Annotated in this window: 18 protein-coding genes; 14 read left to right on the forward strand and 4 right to left on the reverse strand. The window is 44.4% G+C overall.

What is annotated here, in order from left to right:
- Window positions 1–17 precede the first annotated feature (17 nt).
- The 6 genes from H6G17_RS19925 to H6G17_RS19950 all read left to right on the forward strand — a co-directional run bounded on the left by H6G17_RS19925 (window position 18) and on the right by H6G17_RS19950 (window position 5,515).
- The gene (locus H6G17_RS19925; RefSeq protein ID WP_192160101.1) at window positions 18–632 is read left to right on the forward strand and encodes a DedA family protein; all 615 of its coding nucleotides are present in this window, start codon (window positions 18–20) and stop codon (window positions 630–632) included.
- 121 nt (window positions 633–753) lie between these two features.
- Window positions 754–2,322 carry an alpha-amylase family protein gene (locus tag H6G17_RS19930; RefSeq protein ID WP_192160250.1) on the forward strand — a complete coding sequence of 523 codons (1,569 nt, stop codon included), beginning with the start codon at window positions 754–756 and terminating at the stop codon, window positions 2,320–2,322.
- The gene (locus H6G17_RS19935; protein ID WP_192160103.1) at window positions 2,298–2,585 is read left to right on the forward strand and encodes a hypothetical protein; all 288 of its coding nucleotides are present in this window, start codon (window positions 2,298–2,300) and stop codon (window positions 2,583–2,585) included. Before H6G17_RS19930 ends, H6G17_RS19935 begins: the two co-directional genes overlap by 25 nt.
- Window positions 2,586–2,609: 24 nt before the next feature.
- The gene (locus H6G17_RS19940; protein ID WP_192160105.1) at window positions 2,610–3,497 is read left to right on the forward strand and encodes a hypothetical protein; all 888 of its coding nucleotides are present in this window, start codon (window positions 2,610–2,612) and stop codon (window positions 3,495–3,497) included.
- A gap of 75 nt (window positions 3,498–3,572) precedes the next feature.
- A complete protein-coding gene (locus tag H6G17_RS19945) occupies window positions 3,573–4,541 on the forward strand; it encodes a TIGR03885 family FMN-dependent LLM class oxidoreductase (RefSeq protein ID WP_192160107.1) in 969 nt (322 codons plus the stop codon).
- Between the two features lie 128 nt (window positions 4,542–4,669).
- The gene (locus H6G17_RS19950) at window positions 4,670–5,515 is read left to right on the forward strand and encodes a YihY/virulence factor BrkB family protein (protein WP_192160109.1); all 846 of its coding nucleotides are present in this window, start codon (window positions 4,670–4,672) and stop codon (window positions 5,513–5,515) included.
- A gap of 143 nt (window positions 5,516–5,658) precedes the next feature.
- On the opposite strand, the gene H6G17_RS19955 is transcribed toward H6G17_RS19950, so the two are convergent.
- The 3 genes from H6G17_RS19955 to H6G17_RS19965 all read right to left on the reverse strand — a co-directional run bounded on the left by H6G17_RS19955 (window position 5,659) and on the right by H6G17_RS19965 (window position 9,409).
- Window positions 5,659–6,165 carry a PRC-barrel domain-containing protein gene (locus H6G17_RS19955; protein WP_192160111.1) on the reverse strand — a complete coding sequence of 169 codons (507 nt, stop codon included), beginning with the start codon at window positions 6,163–6,165 and terminating at the stop codon, window positions 5,659–5,661.
- Between the two features lie 162 nt (window positions 6,166–6,327).
- The gene (locus tag H6G17_RS19960) at window positions 6,328–8,832 is read right to left on the reverse strand and encodes a glycoside hydrolase family 31 protein (RefSeq protein WP_192160113.1); all 2,505 of its coding nucleotides are present in this window, start codon (window positions 8,830–8,832) and stop codon (window positions 6,328–6,330) included.
- A 58-nt stretch (window positions 8,833–8,890) separates the two neighbouring features.
- Window positions 8,891–9,409: a DUF1772 domain-containing protein gene (locus tag H6G17_RS19965; RefSeq protein ID WP_192160115.1), complete on the reverse strand. Its 519-nt coding sequence runs from the start codon at window positions 9,407–9,409 to the stop codon at window positions 8,891–8,893.
- Between the two features lie 266 nt (window positions 9,410–9,675).
- Between H6G17_RS19965 and sppA the strand changes: the two genes are divergently transcribed.
- The 7 genes from sppA (at window position 9,676) to pstB (ending at window position 15,767) form a co-directional block, all read left to right on the forward strand.
- The gene (gene sppA, locus H6G17_RS19970; protein ID WP_192160117.1) at window positions 9,676–10,623 is read left to right on the forward strand and encodes a signal peptide peptidase SppA; all 948 of its coding nucleotides are present in this window, start codon (window positions 9,676–9,678) and stop codon (window positions 10,621–10,623) included.
- Between the two features lie 15 nt (window positions 10,624–10,638).
- A complete protein-coding gene (locus tag H6G17_RS19975) occupies window positions 10,639–11,160 on the forward strand; it encodes a Yip1 family protein (protein WP_192160119.1) in 522 nt (173 codons plus the stop codon).
- 89 nt (window positions 11,161–11,249) lie between these two features.
- Complete coding sequence (locus H6G17_RS19980; RefSeq protein WP_192160121.1) at window positions 11,250–11,426, forward strand: hypothetical protein; 177 nt, start codon at window positions 11,250–11,252, stop codon at window positions 11,424–11,426.
- A 34-nt stretch (window positions 11,427–11,460) separates the two neighbouring features.
- A complete protein-coding gene (locus tag H6G17_RS19985; RefSeq protein ID WP_192160123.1) occupies window positions 11,461–12,540 on the forward strand; it encodes a VCBS repeat-containing protein in 1,080 nt (359 codons plus the stop codon).
- 432 nt (window positions 12,541–12,972) lie between these two features.
- A complete protein-coding gene (gene pstC, locus H6G17_RS19990) occupies window positions 12,973–13,926 on the forward strand; it encodes a phosphate ABC transporter permease subunit PstC (RefSeq protein WP_192160125.1) in 954 nt (317 codons plus the stop codon).
- Window positions 13,927–13,998: 72 nt separating this feature from the next.
- Window positions 13,999–14,892: a phosphate ABC transporter permease PstA gene (pstA, locus tag H6G17_RS19995; RefSeq protein WP_192160251.1), complete on the forward strand. Its 894-nt coding sequence runs from the start codon at window positions 13,999–14,001 to the stop codon at window positions 14,890–14,892.
- A 41-nt stretch (window positions 14,893–14,933) separates the two neighbouring features.
- Window positions 14,934–15,767: a phosphate ABC transporter ATP-binding protein PstB gene (gene pstB / locus H6G17_RS20000; protein WP_192160127.1), complete on the forward strand. Its 834-nt coding sequence runs from the start codon at window positions 14,934–14,936 to the stop codon at window positions 15,765–15,767.
- 79 nt (window positions 15,768–15,846) lie between these two features.
- Here pstB and pstS read toward each other — a convergent pair whose 3' ends face one another.
- A complete protein-coding gene (pstS, locus tag H6G17_RS20005) occupies window positions 15,847–16,950 on the reverse strand; it encodes a phosphate ABC transporter substrate-binding protein PstS (RefSeq protein ID WP_192160129.1) in 1,104 nt (367 codons plus the stop codon).
- Window positions 16,951–17,824: 874 nt separating this feature from the next.
- On the opposite strand from pstS, the gene H6G17_RS20010 reads away from it, so the two are divergent.
- Window positions 17,825–19,612, forward strand: a complete 1,788-nt coding sequence (locus H6G17_RS20010) for an alpha/beta hydrolase (protein WP_192160252.1) — start codon at window positions 17,825–17,827, stop codon at window positions 19,610–19,612.
- Window positions 19,613–19,624 lie beyond the last annotated feature (12 nt).

Here is a 19,624-nt window from a genome sequence, read left to right on the forward strand (position 1 = left end):
TAATTGGGGACGATTCCATGCTCAACTGGATTACCAACATTATTTCTTCCTTGAGTTACTGGGGTATTGCCCTGCTGATGCTGCTGGAAAATATTCTTCCTCCCATACCTTCAGAAGTGATTATGCCACTGGCAGGATTTACCGCCCAGAAAGGGCAGTTGAACTTGCTGTTTGTCATTCTGGCAGGAACGGTAGGATCGATATTAGGTGCATTACCTTGGTACTACATCGGCAAGCAGGTGGGAGAACGACGCTTGCGACAGTGGGTAGACCGACACGGTAAGTGGTTGACCTTATCAGGGGAGGATATCGATAAGTCTCAGCAGTGGTTCAACAAATACGGTGGGGCAGTGGTGTTCTTCGGTCGCCTCATTCCAGGCGTTCGTACCCCGATCTCGATCCCAGCTGGTTTTGAGGAAATGCCACTGTTCGCCTTCTTGCTGTATTCAACAGTCGGGACTTTATTGTGGGTAGGGTTGCTGAGCTATGCGGGTTTTGTGCTGGGTCAGAATTATCAGCTCGTGAAAAAGTTCCTTACTCCGATTTCTATTGTCGTGGCGGTGGTGCTGGCATTGGTTTTGGGTGTTTGGATTTTCCGTCGCCGCCAGAAGAAACACAGCAGTAAAAAGTAAAAAAGTCTTCCTACTTCAGATTTCGCATTTCATACTTTAGCAAGAGGTTGGAAAAGTGGATGCAGTAAAAAACCTATGGTATCAAAATGCGATCGTTTACTCCTTGGATGTTGAAACTTTCATGGACTCAGATAGTGATGGCATCGGTGATTTTCAAGGACTTACCAAGTGTCTAGATCATTTATCGGGCATAGGAATTACCTGTTTGTGGTTGTTACCGTTCTATGCCTCTCCCAACCGCGATAACGGCTATGACGTAATGGATTATTACAGCGTCGATCCCAGACTAGGGACGCTGGGCGATTTTGTTGAGTTCATGCACCAAGCACGAGAACGAGGTATTCGGGTCATCGTCGATCTTGTCGTCAACCATACATCAATTCAGCACCCCTGGTTTCAAGCCGCGAGAAAAGATAAAAACTCTAAATATCGCGATTTTTATGTATGGTCGGAAGATCCGCCTAAATCTGACCCAAAACTGCTGATGTTTCCCAATGTGGAAGATAGCATTTGGGATTACGACAAACGGGCAGGAGCGTACTACTTACACCATTTCTACAAAGAACAGCCAGATCTGAATATTGCTAACCCTACTGTGAGAGAAGAAATCTGCAAAATCATGGGTTTCTGGCTGGAACTTGGCGTGTCTGGTTTTCGGATCGATGCTGCTCCATTTTTAATTAAAGGGATTGGGATCGAAGGTGCAAACCAGCAAGATTTACCAGATTTCTTGGCTCAAATGCGAGAATTTCTTTCTGCTCGGCGGGGTGATGCCATACTGTTGGCAGAAGCTAACGTCCCTCCAGATCAAATCCCGATTTATTTTGGCAATGGCGATAAGATGCATATGCTGTTTAACTTTCTGTTGAACCAGTATGTGTTTTTGGCGTTAGCGCGGCAAGAAGCTAGCCCCTTGCGTGATGGACTGAAAACTCTACCGGAGATGCCCAAAAACTGTCAGTGGCTCAACTTTGTCCGTCACCACGACGAACTCGCGCTCGATCGCCTCAGTCAATCGCAACAGGAAGAAGTCTTTCAAGCCTTTGCCCCAGATGAGAATATGCGGATTTATGGGCATGGGATTCGCCGTCGTCTACCACCAATGCTAGATAGTGACAGCCGACGGATCGAACTGGTTTATAGCTTGATGTTTAGCCTACCAGGTACGCCCCTCATCCGCTACGGTGAAGAAATTGGCATGGGTGAAAACCTATCGCTACCAGGTAGAGATAGCGTCCGGACACCGATGCAATGGTCAAATGCAGCCAATGGTGGCTTTTCTGCTGCTCCCGCCGCTGCCCTAAGCCGACCCGTCATAACAGAAGGAGAGTACGGATACGAGCGAGTCAATGTTGCCAAAGAGCAGCGCGACCCTAACTCGCTCGTCAACTGGATGGAACGGCTAGTTCGTCTACGCAAGCAATGCCCAGAGTTTGGGCGAGGACAATGGCAGATTTTGGAGACGGACGAGCCGTGCGTATTCGCTCACTGCTGCGAGTGGGAAGGTAATGCGGTTATTGCCCTACACAATTTATCTGACCGAAAATGTATCGTTAGGCTTAAGTCGAGCGAGTATCAGCATCTAAGCGATGTGTTTGGCGATCGCCAGTACGAAGCCGTTAGCGATGATTCTGGTTCTATCCCTCTAGAAGCATACGGCTATCGTTGGTTGCGGGTGAATCAGATGTAGCAACACGCTCGCTCGATTTAGTTGGCGATCGATTTTCTCGGACTCATCGATCTGGTGGAGCGATCGCCACCCTATCTAAGGAGCGATCGCTGCATTATATAGGTTATTCCTTGAGGAGTAATTTAATGCAGAATCTCAATTTCTCCCCGACTTTTCTACTATTTATTCTTACTGTAATAGAACCAAGTCGGTTATCTAATTTGACTGCACTACACAGGCTCACAGGCTCTAGTACAGAACACAAATTGGCGATCGACAAGTAGACATCAGAAATTGAGGATGCGATCGTGAAGAGAAAATTCATTAACAACAAAAGTATTGCCTGCGCTCTCGCTTACCCTTGCGAACTTCCCCAACTGTGGAAGACTCAGGGAATAATTGCCTTAGCAGCAATGGCATTAGTTATACCTTCTGGCGCTCTTAATGCAACAGAAGTTACATCAGTTACGCATCAAAAGAACGTTATTGCTCAGGCAGATACGCGCAGAACGCCGCAAGAGAGACAAAACGTTACTGCAGAGGAATTAGCCGATAAAGTCAAAGCCTTGGTAGGTAAAACTGTGACCGTTAGAGGTCAATTTGTCAAACAAATTGGTGATAATGTTTTTGCAATTGTTGACGAGCGATTTTTTGGTGCTGAACCAATTGTCGTCGTGAATATTTCTGGCAATCCTTTGAATATTCCCACTGACGATATCAAAGTTCAAGCAACAGGTGTCGTGCGGAATTTCTCCTTGGAGCAAGTCAGCAAATATTACAACACCTCTTTCGATCGCGCTACGCAGGCACTGTATAAAAACTCTCCGGTTGTCGTTGCTCGATCAGTTGCTCCCGCACCAGAAGCAGATGAACTAACGATTACCCCACAACCGTACTATGGCAGACGCATTGCCGTGCCAGGCGATGTATCAAACATCTACAGTCCTTATGCCTTTACTCTCGACGAGAGTTTGTTGGTGTTGAATCCAAATCCACAACCGAATTTTCGGCAAAACGTCGATCGCGGTGAGAAAGTCGTTACCACTGGCGTGCTGCGCCAATTCGTCATTGCCGATCTGGAGAGGGACTATGGTTTAAAATTCGATGCAGATGTACGCAGGCAGTTGGAAACTGCCTATGCTGGCAAGCCCGTACTTATTAGTGATGGTGTTTACCCGTCCGCAGTCGAACAGTAATTGACATTTGCTCTGGCTACTGTCGCATCAGCTTTTACACGAGTGCCGACTTCCTACACGCAACTCCTTCTTCCTATGGCTCAGATTGGATATCACGCTTCTCACGAACAATTCAAACCCAGAGAACTGTTACAGTACGTGCAAATGGCAGCTCAGGCTGGCTTTACCCATGCCCTTTCCTCAGATCACTTCCACCCTTGGAGCGAACAACAGGGGCAAAGCGGTTTTGCTTGGTCTTGGTTGGGTGCAGCAATGCAAGCAACACCTGAGCTGAATTACCGAGTTGTCTGCGCTCCAGGACAACGGTATCATCCGGCAATTATTGCTCAAGCAGCGGCTACCTTGGCAGAAATGTTTTCCAATCGTTTCTGGCTGACTGTTGGTAGCGGTCAGGCAGTGAATGAGAGTATTACGGGTGATAAGTGGTTATGTAAGAGCGATCGCAATACTCGACTCAAAGAGTGCGTCGATATTATTCGCGCTTTGTGGCGAGGAGAAACCGTGACTCACAAAGGTTGGGTTTGTGTTGAGGAAGCAAAACTTTATTCGCGCCCCGAAAACCCACCCCTAATTATCGGTGCTGCCATTACAACTCAAACAGCCGAATGGCTGGGGAGTTGGGCAGATGGATTGATTACCATTTCTCGTCCGCCAGATAAACTCAAACAAGTCGTTGATGCTTTTCGTCGGGGTGGCGGCGAAGGCAAGCCGATGATTTTGAAAGTCCAGCTTTCATACGATTGTGATGAAGAATCAGCACGTCAAAAAGCTCATCAACAATGGCGCAATAATATTTTTAAAAATATCGTGATGACTCAACTAAGAACACCGCAACAGTTTGATGCGGCGGGGGAGTTTGTCAAACCAGAGGAATTATCCGCGCATGTTCGGATATCGGCAGATCCGCAGCAGCATATTGAGTGGCTCCAGAAAGATATCGAACTAGGGTTTGATGAATTAATGTTGCACAACGTCAATCGAGAGCAGCAGCAGTTTATTGAGGTATTTGGCGAGAAAGTTTTGCCAGAACTCCTTCGCAGTTAAACTCATGAGGCAAAATCAAAACAGAACTACATTATGCTCAAATAGCTCCATCCCAAAGTAGAAGTTAAGCTGCGTTGGTTTTTGCTATTTGGTATTAAAGCCAATCCCAAATAAGGGAGCTATTGCCGATGCGACTAAAGACTATCTGGCTTCTACTGAAGGATACTGCGGTAGAATGGCAGGAAGATAAAGCATCTCTGTGGGCAGCAGCGATCGCCTTTTATACAATTTTCTCCATTGCACCTTTGCTGATAATTGCGATCGCGATTGCTGGAGCAGTATTCGGTCGAGATGCTGCCGAAAGTCAAACCGTCGCCCAGATCCAAGAGTTAATCGGTCAGCAGGGAGCGCAAGCAGTCCAAGCAATAATTCAAAATGCTCAGCAGCCAGGAGCAGGGGGAACTTTAGCAACTCTTTTTGGCATTGCCACGCTGCTACTAGGAGCATCAGGTGTATTCGCGCAACTACAAGAAGCACTGAATGTAATTTGGGATGTCAACCCCCAACCTGGATTAAATATTAGAGGTTTCTTACAGAAACGTCTATTATCGTTCGCGATAGTCTTAGTCATTGGCTTTTTATTGCTAGTGTCACTCCTCGCTAGTGCGGCACTAGCAGCGATCGCCAATTTCTTCGGACACCTATTTCCAACCTGGATTCAGTTGGGGCGAATCCTAAATTTCATCTTTTCCTTAATTGGGACAACGCTACTATTTGCTCTAATTTATAAAGTTCTACCCGATATTAAAATTGCTTGGAGTAATCTTTGGATTGGTGCAACTACTACTGCTTTATTATTCGCTCTGGGTAAATATTTCATTGGGCTATACCTCGGTAATAGCAGCATTGGCTCTAGTTATGGAGCCGCAAGTTCTCTCGTTATCGTATTAATTTGGGTCTTTTTCTCGGCTCAAATTCTTCTGCTAGGTGCTGAGTTTACTCAAGTGTATGCTAAGCGAAACCGTTACAAATGAATCATATTTAAACAGCCTTATTCATTCTTCACAAAGCTTATCGACTCAAAGCTTGAATTATTTACTTATTAAGTAAGAGTTGCATTTTTTCAGTTTTGCAACTCTTATAAGAACCAAACTTCTATTGCCAGCAGCGAACTAATTTAGAGAATGTCTGCTCTGTTACGGTTCCTTCTAGCCCTGAGCCGATCTTCGTAATCTTTCATGTACAGCTCATTCATGTCGTAAAAGTAAGGCTCTAGAGCATAGTTGTACGTCATAGGACTGTACAGAAAACCTGCTGCTGGCATTGCCATTGAAGGGCGATAAATACCTCTAACTTGCTCCTCATAATCGTTGTCAATTTTTAGATCTTCCGTAAATTCGGGTAAATCTTCCACTTGCTGTTTAGTCAGAGTTGGAGCATAAACTCGATTGTCGTCAAAGTCTATACGAGTCATTCCAACTGGGAGTAATACGTTCTTGCCGAAAATCCAAAAACCTGTATCGACAATGAAATAACGGAGACGATCTTCTTCATCTACCATGACATTTTTTACAGAACCAACTTTATCGTCACCCTGACCGTAAACATCAAAACTCAGAATGTCTTTGCCATGAAAAGCATCTTTGTAATCGGGATCGTATTCATTCAGCTTGTACAAAACCATGTCATTTCTCTCCACTTGTTTGAGGTTAGCGAACTCATCAGAGCAAAAATTTCGTAATCTCATGAGTCTCGCTACCGATTAGTTTGAAGATATAGCAAGATAGTGGAAAAATCGGGGAGAGATTGAACGGTAAGAAATTGTCTATTTCTACTGCTGGTTTCGTTAATTCTGTGTTTTTGAGGTGTCTGCTAGGAGAAAATTCAAACGCATCTGATGAAAGGGATCGCACTCAATTTGTTGTCCCTGACAAGCAAGTTCTGTTCCATCCACCCACACTTGCTGCAACTTGATTCCGTGCAGATGCACTCGTACTTTTTGGTAAGGAAAAGCATAATCTCCTTGAGTTTCCCAACTCAGTTCTAAACCATTCTCATCTCTTACCATGCCAAATCGATCTAGTCGCCACTCTCCGTAGCCGTCACCAGCGTCGCTGTATAGGGAGTGAGGAGTGGGGAGTCGGGAGTCGGGTATGTTCTTTGCATTCCCTTCCACAGATGGATAAACGTGAAGAATCAGTTGTTTGTTTTCCTCCATTGGGATAATACTGCCTGCCTTGACTAGTAAGGGAATTCGTTCTAGCGGTGCTGCCAAATCCACTTGCTGCCCACCTTCAAGCAATGTATCGTCCCAGAAGTTATACCAATAGCCTTTGGGGAGAATAGCATGACGCGTTAAGCGAAGCTGTGCCGTAGGCATTCGCGCTCCTGACTCCAGCACCGGACACACCAGCAACGCATCGCCCAGCAAGAAGGCATCATCCACATTCCAAAGTGCCGCATCCTGACTATCTGCCCAGAATACCGGACGCACTGGTGGATAACCTTTTTGACTCGCCCACCATGCCAATGTATAGAAATACGGCATCAATCGGTAGCGCAGTTGCAGGAATTCGCGCATGATGCTCAAATAAGGTTCGCCGTAATACCAAGGTGTCCGGTTGGCAACGTTATTAGAAGAGTGGGTGCGATAGAAAGTGTGAAAGGTTGCCATTTGGAACCAGCGCAGGTACAGTTCGGCACTGGGATTGCCTTGGAAACCACCAATATCCGAGCCACTGTAGGGAATTCCCGATAACCCCAAACCCACAACTGTCGAGATGGTCGTCCGCAGCATACTCCAATCGGAGTTGATATCTCCCGTCCACGTCCAGCTATAGCGTTGCAAACCCGCCCATCCCGCACGGGAAACGATGAAGGGACGTTGATGAGGACAATACTGACGCAGGCTTTCGTATGCTGCCCTAGCTTGTAGAAGTCCATAGATATTATGCGCTTCTCGATGCTCGCCACCTCTGCCGTCAAGATCGTGCCGTGTTTCTTTAGGTAAAGAGCGATCGCCCCAGGAAACAAAAGCCGCAGGTTCGTTCATGTCGTGCCAAAAACCCGCTACACCAGCATCGAGCAAGTATTGATACTGCCGACTCCACCAGTTACGAACCTTGGGGTGAGTAAAATCTGGAAACACGCACCAACCAGGCCACACGGGAGCAGTCACGAGTTGACCGTCAGGATATTTACAAAAGCCGTCTAATACCTGCCCCTCTAAAAATAGATTGCTTTCACGGCTGCACTTAATCCCAGGATTATTGATTGCAATAAACTGCACTCCCAGTTCCCGCAGTTCTCGTGTAAAACTTGCCAGATTGGGAAACCGCAACGGATCGATCGTGAAGGCACGGAAGCCTACCTGACAGTCAATATCTAGGTGAATTGCACTCAAGGGCAAATTACGCGCCTGAAATTCTTTGGCTTCTGCACGGACAACATCCTCAAATAGATAGCCCCAGTGCGACTGGTGATAGCCTAAAGCCCAGCGAGGAGGTAGCGGCGGACGACCTGTTAATTCTGTATAGCGTTCTAGCAGTTGAGCTGGCGATCCAGCAGTAAAGTAATAACGTAACGCTCCCCCTTCAAAGTCTGCTACGGCATTTTCTACAAAGGTAAAAGTGGCTTCAAAGGAATTTTCATAAAAAATCAGGTAGCTACCAGCAGAATGCAAACTCATGTAGATGGGAATGCAAATATACATCGGATCTGAACCCACTCCATACATCCCAGCTGCATCGTAATTCCACATCCGAAAGGCATGAGGCTTTTGCTGTTTGTCTTTTGCCTGACGCAAATTAAGCCCAAACGATCGCTCTCCTAAACCATAAATGCATTCCTCTTGTCGCAAACTAGCTCGATGAATCCAGCCATAATCTTTACGTTGAGGTGGTAATTCTTCCCGTAAAGTTTGCCCAGATGCATCGCAAAATGTCAAACTACCATCTACTGTGACAATAACTTGCAAAGCAGCAGTGGAGACAGTCCAGCGATCGCCTGTTTGTTTCAGTTTTGTTTCTACTTCCTGCCAATCGTGACGCGCAATAGCGTAAGGAACGGGCGATAATCCACCTTTCCATTCAATGCGAACTAAATTGGGTGTGAGAAAACAAACTTCCAACTCTGTCTGCTCAAAATAAAAATTAGCACCTCTGGATGTGGATTCAGCCTGAAGTAGTTTGCCAGGATTGTCAAAAGCTTCTTTAGTTGGCGGTCTTTTAAAATAGCGGGCACTGGCATCCCGTTGGCGCGAGTAGAGGTATGATTTTAGGGCGTAACGTGTATAGAAAAGCGATCCAACAACAAAATTAATTTTCAGTTTAATTTGCTTAAAACTAGTCATATTACTATTGCAGTAGGATGAATACTCGTAACTAATTTTTCAGGCTCATGTACATTACTTAATGACTGGTTAAATTTACCGTCTTAGGGGTTGTTCGATTGAGGGAACGCTTGGCTGAAGTCTCACTCAGTACGGAGATTAGAAGCGCACCCAAGCCGAGCAGTTGCAGGACAAAACGTGTCGCGTGCGAATACTCCCACTGGTTCCGTACTTGCGTCCAATCCGCTGGAATAGAATCGACCGTCCACTGAGCAAACTCAGCATTCATTGGTGCAACGAAGGCAAACCAAACTACAAGTGCTGCTGCTAGAAAAATCGTTCCGATCGATGTCCATTGGAAAGCTGGACGGCGTTTACGCACCGAAAATGTCAGCACGATCGCCGCGACAATTGAACCAACTTCGCTAAATATGCCAGGAAACGAGCCAAACTGCCGATACAAACTTTGCTGAATCGTTAAGTACAATGATGCAGGATAATTCATTTTGGCTGGCAACTCTAGCACGTGGCAGAATGCCATTCCCATGCTCAGCGCGGCAAGGATAAGCGTGACAAATCGAATGATTCTTAGATTCATGATGTCCTCCTGACTTTTCCCTCCACCTGCTCAACTTAATTCATGAATTAAGTTGAGTAAATGTTTTATTACTCCTTAATTTGCTACTGTTTTAGTTCAGCATATATAAAAATAGTGGAAAAGTCGGGGAGAAAGAATTAAACTTTATTAACTTGTGAATTATTGACAATTTTTGATTCTATCAATCGGTAGATTTTAGCTGAGCTATTTCATGTTTTTATAAAAGCAAAGATGGTAATGCTATAAAAGCAACCAGGAGAAATATTGTGCGCTGGGATAGAATTTTTGCCATAGTGCTGATTATCGTTTGTCTACTGGCAGCACTGGGTAATTGGCTAGGAAACCCTCGAAGAACAGAAGTTGCCAGCGATCGCCTGGGAAGAACAGGTACAGCAGCCCAGGTAGCTTTAGTAGAAATCTACGGTACGATTAGCGACGAACCTACAACACCTTTTGGCAGTGCAGACAACTCCAACTCGAACGCTATTATTAAATCGATTCGCCAAGCTCGTAAAGATGGAGTAAAAGCAATTTTATTGCATATCAATAGCCCTGGCGGTACTGCGGCTGCCTCTCAAGCAGTTTACAACGAGCTAATGCGAACTCGTAATGAAACTCCAATTCAGATTGTTGCCAGCATGGGAGATGTGGCAGCTTCGGGAGGTTATTATGTTGCTAGTGCTGCTCATCACATTGTTGCCAATCCTGCAACCACAACTGGCTCGATTGGGGTAATTATTCGTACTCAAAATCTGTCTTCCTTACTGAATAAGGTGGGGATTGAAACAGGTAATATCAAAAGCGGTCAGTATAAAGATATTCTCTCGCCTTTTCGAGAGATCTCAGCTGGAGAACAGGCAATCTTACAGGGAATTGTGACGGAATCCTACCAGCAATTCCTCGATGCGATCGTCGCAGGACGCAAGATTTCACTCGAACAACTCAAACCCCTAGCAGATGGACGCATATTTACAGGCACTCAAGCGCAACAAGTGAAGTTAGTGGATTCTCTGGGAAATACTCACGATGCTCTGATGAAAGCGGCCCAACTAGCAAAAATTTCTGGAGAACCAACTGTTCGTAATTACTCTTCCCCTGGTTGGCGCGACTCTTTAGGAATTTTCTTTTCCTCAGTTACGAATAGATTTATTCCTAACATTCGAGAATTGCAAATGGCTCGTTGGCAAAAAATTCCGCTAACGCTGTGGGAATAATTGTGGGGATAAACTATGTTGGATTCTCTCTATACTACATTTTTTCGACCATCAGCAGCTAGGTTTTCAGCACCAGTAGCGATCGCCATTGGATTGCTGATTGTCTTTGTATTAGCATTAAACGCGGCAGGTACGGCTGGATTCGGTATCGGTGGCGCAATTGGATTTATCGTACTCTTTGCCTTTGCTGGATTGCTAGGATGGTTTTGGGTGTCTGCTGCGGTTAATTTGTTGGCACAGCTACTAGGCGGACGAGCCGATGGCAGTACCACCATGCAGGCGGTCGCTCAAGGACTGTCGCCCTTAATCTTAACTGCGCCTGCGATCGCTGCCAGTAAGTGGTCTGATGCCCTCGGAAACTTATTTTCCTTTGCGATTAGCATTGCCGTCCTTGTTACCCTGGCGATCGCAATTCGTAATGCTCATCATCTGACTTGGTTAAAATCTATTCTCACTCTGGCAATCTCTTTAGTAGTTGCATTTTTAGCCTTATCGGGACTGATCCTTTGGCCCGTTATGGTTATTCTAGGAATGTAAGCTTGTTTAATTCAACGCATTGACTCAGTTTAGGCATCAACCAAGCCAAGTGAATTTAAAACCAAAGATCTACAACTGGGAGATTTTAGGTGAAGATGCAACCGAAAACATACATTTTAATTCAGTCAAACATCGGTAATAATGCCCCCTCCGATGTAGCAGTAATTTGTGACGCACTCAAACCAGTTGGAGTAGTTTTGTTTGTCTATGTTGTTCTAGTAGGAGCTTGGATAGGGGCTTCTTTGCTGCGATATTACTTTAAATAGTCTTTCAACTCGAAAAGGCTCGCGTTCGGAAAAAATGATTAGACAGAAATTGTTCTACTTAGTCACTTTATTCTTTTTAGGAGCGATCGCTGCTTGTCAAACGATTCAAAATCCTCCAGTTAAGTCTGCTCAGTTTCCTAATCCCAGCACAGAGGCACGGAAGCAGCAAGCCGAGCGAACTAACTTACTGGCACTGTTTTTAGTGAAAAGAGATAATCTCAAACAAGAATATCGTGGGGAAATTTATCCGATCGCCTTTTATATTGATGACGAATATGTAGATGTTAGCGATGATGTCACTCTTGTACTCAGAAATAATTTTAGTTCGGAACAGTTAATTAAAAATCGGCAACAGCAAAGTTTTTTAAATGCAGTCGAGAACTATACAATGATTAATGAAGGTCGCCAAGTTGGTAATTTTGAAGTTCAACAACTGGCAGTCAGTCAATTTGCCTGTTCTTCTTTACTAGTAGGACAAGGACAATTTGAGAATAACCGATCGCTCGCAGATATTTACAACGCGACCGCCCCTGAACGCTCTGGTGGCACGAGTGGCTTTATCAACGGTCAGAAAGTCGATGAATCTTGGCGCTCTAGCATCGCTCTCCATCATTATTATCCCACTTCAGCTCAAAAACCTAATTCCACTCCAGCCGAGTTAGAACGGTACGAGCGGGATTTACTGGCGGCGGCTGAATCTACAATTTCTGAATCTCCCAATATCCAAATCACTGAAGTTAACCCAACAATAGCGATCGATAAAATTTCCGTCCGCGATCTTGATGGTGATGGTTCTCCAGAAGTTTTCGGACAGGTAAGAAAAGGAGCAAGCCCTAAAGCTGCTACCACTGTCTATGCTACCGTGTGGCTAACTTACAAAAATGGGCAGCCACAAGTAATTTCGAGTCAAGTGAAGTCTTATAATGTCGAACTACCTGTAGAAGCGAGTGACAGTCCGGTTTACAACCTTATCGGCACTGTGGATGTGAATGGCGACGGCGTAGAGGAAGTTATAGTTCAAAATAATGGCTATGAAGCAACCAGATATGGCATCTACGAATACGAAAATAATCGGTTGAAGCAAGTTTTCGATGGTGCTGGATATGGATGCTAAAGACTTGCATTCTAATTACTAGTTGCAGAAATATCTCTTGAATAATGGAGATAACTAAGCTCGTGCAACGCTAATATTTCAGTACTAAAATATAGATTCATTTGAGCGGATTTTCTTGGTTTTACATATAGAAAGTTAAGCAAAGGTAAAATACACATTGTTCTAAAGTTAATTAAAGCTAAAAAATTTTGTTGTAAATTTTACTCTAAAGAAATAACCTACATTTTTTCAGATTGACTATAAATATCTCTCAAGCAAGAAGAATTAGCTTTAGATAAAATTGTTAAATTTGCCTTATCAATAACCAAAAAAATAGAGCGATAATGCAAAAAATTCGATGGCAGTACTAAATATGTTTAGTTTAAAGCTAGTTGTTTCAGATTTTGAAACGTATTCAATATATCTAGGTTGTGCTATTAACTGAGTGAGATTATGAATTCTACAACCAATGATGCTCAAATGACGGCTCAAGTAGAACGATCGAGAACTGAAAAAACAATAGACCAAAGCTTTTTTTGGACTACGCGGATACTAGCATTAGCCGTAGCGGGTGTTCTGTTGTGGATAACTGGACAAGTAGCTTGGAACTCAATCCCCGCTATTCAACAGTTCGGCTTAGCATTTCTCGCAACTTCGGCGTGGAATCCGGTCGAGGAAATTTATGGCGTGTTGCCTATGGCTTATGGTACGGTAGTCAGTTCTTTCATCGCCCTGCTATTAGCTATTCCAGTTGGTTTGGCGTGCGCGATCGTCCTGAGCGAGAATTTTTTACCATTATCGATTCGGACTCCGCTCGTTTTTCTTGTAGAACTGTTAGCAGCAATTCCTAGTGTCGTATATGGCTTGTGGGGAATCTACGTTTTGATTCCGTTTCTGCAACCGATTGGCAGGTGGCTATACGAGAATTTTAGTTTCATCCCTCTATTTTCCACTCGATATATCGGTCCAGGTATGTTTCCGGCAGGGGTAATTTTAGCGATTATGATTTTACCAATTATTGCCGCTATTTCTCGTGATTCTCTTGCCGCTCTACCTGACGAATTGCGGTGGGGTTCCTATGGGATAGGCTCAACTCGTTGGCAAACAATTTTCAGCATCCTCATTCCAGCAGCATTTTCTGGCATTGTCGGTGGTATCATGCTGGCTCTAGGTCGAGCTTTAGGAGAAACGATCGCTGTCACGCTCGTCATTGGCAATAGTAATAATTTAAATTTTTCAATTCTGGCACCAGCAAATACAATTGCTTCTCTACTAGCTAATCAATTTGCTGAAGCAGGTGGTTTACAAAAAGCTGCTTTATTTTACGCAGGTTTGGTACTATTTGTCATCACGTTGATTGTGAATGTTTTGGCATATTGGATTATTCAAAGAGTCAAGAAATACTAATTGGTCTTTGGTCAATGGCGATTGACTGTGAATGAAAGGCGAACGATCGCTAATAAAGGAGAAGATTCACTCATGGCAGACAGTACTCAGAAAAGATACTCTGATGAATTTCCCACTCCGAAAATGGAGCGTTCTTACTCTACTCCCCGAACGATAATCGGGCTGGTACTGACAGTATTAGCATTTCTACTATTAGGTGTTGCTCTGCTGCCATTATTTTTAGTAATTGGTTTTGTCATTGTTAAAGGAGCAAATCGGCTTAACCTTGAATTATTTACTGGCTCAATTCCTGTAGCCTTACAAGAGGGTGGAGGTATTGCTCCGGCAATCGTAGGAACGCTGATTGTCGTAGGAATTGCTGCAGCAATTAGCATTCCCTTTGGCGTGCTAGCCGCAGTTTATTTATCGGAATTTAGCTCCGGTAGAATAGCCAAGTGGATTCGTTTTGCTACTAATGTTCTGAGTGGAGTTCCTTCCATCATTGTTGGCATCTTTGCCTACGGCGTTATCGTTCTCACTACTAATACTTACTCTGCTGTGGCAGGAGGATTTGCCCTAGCCATTCTCATGTTGCCAATTGTAGTGCGGACTGCTGATGAATCTTTGCAGCTCGTGCCGCAAGAGGTGCGCTGGGCATCAGTCGGACTGGGAGCTTCCAACTTTCAAACCGTGTTAACAGTGGTACTACCTGCTGCGACGGGCGCGATCGCCACCGGAGTCACTTTAGCGATCGCCCGTGCGGCAGGAGAAACTGCACCTCTAATTTTTACAGCTTTGTTCTCGCAATACTGGCCCAGGAGTATCTGGGAACCAGTTCCAACCCTCTCTGTTTTGATCTATAACTTTGCTGCCGTTCCTTATCAGAACCAACAAGAAATTGCTTGGGCAGCTTCTCTGATCCTAGTACTTTTGATTTTACTTGCCAGTATCCTCTCTCGCTGGGTGGCGAGTAGAACAACTTATTAAACTGCTGGCTTGCTTAACTTACCAACCTCCATACAATTTTTATGCACTCTAGAAATCAGACTGACGATCGCGCGGCTAAACCAGTGGCAGCAGATCTAAATGATATAGTTTTACGAACAGAAAGGGTGAGCGTTTACTACGGCGATACGCTGGCAGTACAGCAAGTATCTATGGATGTTTTGAAAAACAGCGTCACTGCTTTTATTGGTCCCTCTGGCTGTGGTAAAAGTACGCTAATTCGCTGTTTTAATCGTCTTAATGACTTAATAGATGGTTGTCGGGTAGAAGGTAGAGTCATTTATCGTAGCAAAGACCTCTATGCAGCCAAAATCGATCCAGTTGCAGTGCGACGACAGATCGGTATGGTGTTTCAAAAGCCGAATCCTTTCCCAAAGTCAATTTATGAGAATATCGCCTACGGTGCTAGGGTGAATGGTTTTAAGGGCGATATGGATGAACTAGTCGAGCGATCGCTCCAGCGAGCGGCTTTGTGGAATGAAGTCAAAGATAAACTCAAAAGCAGTGGCTTATCCCTCTCCGGCGGACAACAACAGCGTTTGTGTATTGCGCGGGCGATCGCGCTGCGTCCAGAAGTTGTTTTGATGGACGAACCCTGTTCTGCCCTCGATCCGATCTCCACGCAGCGAGTAGAAGAACTGATTCACGAGTTGAAGCATGAATACACGATTATCATCGTGACTCACAATATGCAACAAGCGGCACGAGTCTCAGATTTTACTGCTTTTTTTAATGCCGAAGCAGGCAGCAACGGCAAGCGATTTGGTTATCTGGTAGAGTACGACAAAACTGAGGCGATTTTTGAGAGTCCTCAACAAGAGTCTACTAAAGAGTACGTTAGCGGTCGCTTTGGTTAAGCAAAGAATCAATCGCGATCGCCCCTTCGCAAAAAATCAGGGCGAAAACTTCGCCCTGAAACCTGAAACAAAACTAACTCTAACTAGCGATCTGTTCTACAGTTGGCTCTACTTTTTTGACAACTTCCTCTGGCAAAGGTACGTAACCTAGTTCTGCACTGAATTGTTGACACTCATTCAAGGCGTATTCCACTACATTCTCTATTGTTTGGGCTTTTTGTGGGTCTTGATATTGGTCGTAGACCAAAAGCCAAGTATAAGTCACGATGGGATAGGCTTGTTCTCCTTGAGGATCTCTGGCAAAAGAAACTAAGTTCTGGGGTAATTGAATTGATTCCAAAGCATTAGCTGCTGTTTGAGCTGTTGGTTCGACAAAATTACCAGAATTATTTTCTAAAACGGCAATAGGAATTTTGTTTTGCGAAGCATAACCATATTCAACATAGCCAATTGCTCCTTTGGTCTGCTGAATCTGAGCCGTAATGCCTTGGTTCCCCTTAGCACCAATACCTACGGGCCAATCTACAGTTTTACCAGCCCCGACTTTACTTTTCCACTGCGGGCTAATTTCACTCAAGTGTTCGGTGAAAACGGCTGTAGTCCCGCTACCATCAGCGCGATGGACAACTATAATTGGCAAGTCAGGCAAGTTTACGCCAGGATTTGCTTGAGCAATTTTTGGGTGATTCCAATTCTGAATTTCACCCGTAAAAATTGCTGGATAAACCTCCCGTGGTAATCTAATCGGCTTTTCCACACCAGGTAAGTTATATGCAAGTACAATTGCCCCCGCAGTCAAAGGTATTGTCAGCGCCCCCCGCTCGATCTTTTTTCTTTGCTCTTCCGTAATTGCTACGTCGCTAGCACCGAAGTCTACAGTTCCTTGAGTAAACTGTTCCACGCCAGCACCGCTACCTACTGGTTGATAGCTAACTCGCACGTTGGGATTCTTTTGGTTGTACTCGGCAAAACATCGTTGGTAGAACGGAGCCGGAAAAGTTGCCCCAGCACCAACTAAAGAAACATTTCCACCTGCTCCAGTATTTGCCACAGGTGAGGTAGCAGGATTACCTCCAGGTGTATTTTCAGCAGTATTCGGCGGCTGACAGGCAGCAGTACCGAAGGAAATAGCAATTAAGGGTAGAACAAAGGCTCGTCGCAAAGAAGACAGTTGATTCAGCATAAGATGTCTTTTGTGTTTTACAGAAACGTCAGGTTTATACTTGAATCGATGAGTTGGCATTCAAAGGGAGACTAAAGAGCATCAGCTCTTTTCCCTAGTTTTTTCAGTTTGGTGAAAAATTTGAATTAGGCGATCGCGACAGCATACATTCAGCGATCAAAACCTCAAAATTATTACCAAAACATGAGTCGAAGATACAGTTTTCCACAAATCCGCTCGAAGACGAGATAAGTCAATTTCATTGAATAGTTAACGATGACTATCTCTAGTTAGAAGTCGATAGAACTATGAGAACAATAACATTATCAAAAAATGTATTACTTGAATCAAGTATCAATAGAGCTATTTCTTACGACATAATAATCAAAAATAAATTTTTAATTGCCTATTAACAATATAAAGTCAACGTGCTTTTAACAGATATAAAGTTAAGTTTAAGTTAATAAAATAATAAACAAAGCTATATTTTAGAACGAATAAATAGAAGATAAATTTATATTAATTTGAAGTTAATCTGGTGCGGTTGCGAATTTAACTAAACACGATTGTTGGGCTGCCGATTTTGACCGACCTAAGCGCAAAAATGATTTAAAGGAGTAGCACTTAAGCTGTTGGCAAACAGTCCAGTTACTCAAATTGAAACAAATTTCAGATTTTCATGTTCGCGCTCTACACCAAAAGCTACATCTTCCTTTAGAACAAGATGCTCTGCAAGGTTTGACTCTTTAGGTAGAGAACGTTTTACTACTACTTTTGTAGGCTGTAGTATATAGACTTTCATCTATGAGTTTCGCAGCGTTTGATCGCGCTTAAATTTACTTTTATGTCATAGAGCCAGTAGATCTTTGGCGTGTATTTAATTTACCTGAGTTTTATGGAGCAAAATTTCTCCTCAGTTGCCCGTTTGTTTCGTTTCGTGGGGCGATCGCCAAGATGGATTTTAGTCCTACTTTCAATGTTCCTATTACCAATAGCAGGGCTGCAAAAACCCACAGTAGCAGCTGAAAGAATTTATCTTTCTTATGCTGCTTTAGAAAGTTCTATTCCTATTAAGGCTCTAGAAACATATGCCGAAGAAGGTAAACTGACAGACGAACTAGCCTTCTATGCTCAAGATCTCAGTCCGCAACAGTTAGTTCAATTGCGTCGCGTATTGCTAACGCAGATCGATCTCAATCCGGTGGAAGTCTCGCAGTTCCTTTACACACCAATTGGCAAACAATTATTACAACGCTTAGGAGAGTTAGTTCAGACCGAAGCCCGTTTATCTGGTTTCTATGCTCTACGCGCAGCACTGATTTTAGCAGCAGCCGATTCAGATGGCTTGACGCTGCTGAACGTGTTAAAGAAGTTTCCTACCGATGGCATTCGGGTTAACTTACGGCGTAGTCTTCAGATTGTGAACGAGATCGAAAGACTGATTAATCAAACAGACCAAGCGATCGCTCTAGTCGAACGACAAGCGGCAGTCGCGGCTACAAGCAAGTCAAATATTAATTTCTCCCAGTTACCAAGCATCCGCCAGCCAGGTTCATTTAGTTGGAACAAGCAGACCCTTACAGTTGACAATCCTCGTCGCGAGCGCGCTTTTGTTGCCGATCTTTATTTACCGAGGGAGACAGGAGAACGCGGCTTTACTGCGGAGGACACCTCCGCAGCCGCCCGCTTCAGAAGACAGGAGACAGAAGGAAGACAAAAAAGACAAGGAGGACAAGGAAGCAACTATCAACTACCAACTACCAATTACCAAATTCCAGTCATCGTCATCTCTCACGGTCTGGGTTCTAACCGCATGACGTTTGAGTATTTAGCTCAACGACTGGCGAGTTACGGTTTTGCTGTTGCCGTTCCCGAGCATTTGGGCAGTGGTGCCGAACGGTTGCGATCGGTACTTGGTGGTAGGTATGATGCGGTTGTGGAGCCAGATGAATTTATTAACCGTCCTCTGGATGTAACGTATTTGCTCAACGAACTAGAAGGTCTTGACGCTGCTAGCCCAAATGTTGAGTTGAATTTACAACAAGTCGGGATTATCGGTCAGTCTTTCGGTGGCTATACGGCGCTAGCTTTAGCTGGTAGCGAACTGAATTTTGCTCAATTGCGAAATAACTGCGGCGAAGATAGCCAGCTGTTTAATGCTTCGCTACTGTTGCAGTGTCGCGTCTTGGGCTTACCGCGCCGAGATTACAATTTACGCGATCCAAGAATTAAAGCGGCGATGGCGATTAATCCAATTGCTAGCAGCGTGTTTGGGCAAGCCGGACTGAAGCAAATTCAAATTCCAGTGGCAATCGTCAGTAGTGGTGCCGATCGAGTTGCACCAGCCTTAGCAGAACAGATCCAGCCCTTCTCCTGGTTAACTGCTCCAGAAAAATATTTGATTTTGCTTGAAGATGGAACCCACTTTTCCGCTTTAGGGGTAGAAAATCCAGCCGATGAGCCGCTGACGATTCCAACTCAACTGATCGGTCCAAACCCCGCTCTAGCTCGTCGCTATATCAATATACTCAGTACGGCTTTCTTTCAAACTTATATTGCAAACCGATCGCAATATCGCCCTTATTTAAGTGCGGCTTTTGCTCAAACCATTAGTCAAGCTCCACTTGAAATCGATTTCGTACAATCTCTACCCGCCGAGCGATTAACCGAGTTATTGAATTAAGTGTGAGTAGCC

It is taken from the genome of Chroococcidiopsis sp. [FACHB-1243] (genome assembly GCF_014696895.1).
In the GTDB taxonomy this organism is placed as follows: domain Bacteria; phylum Cyanobacteriota; class Cyanobacteriia; order Cyanobacteriales; family Chroococcidiopsidaceae; genus Chroococcidiopsis.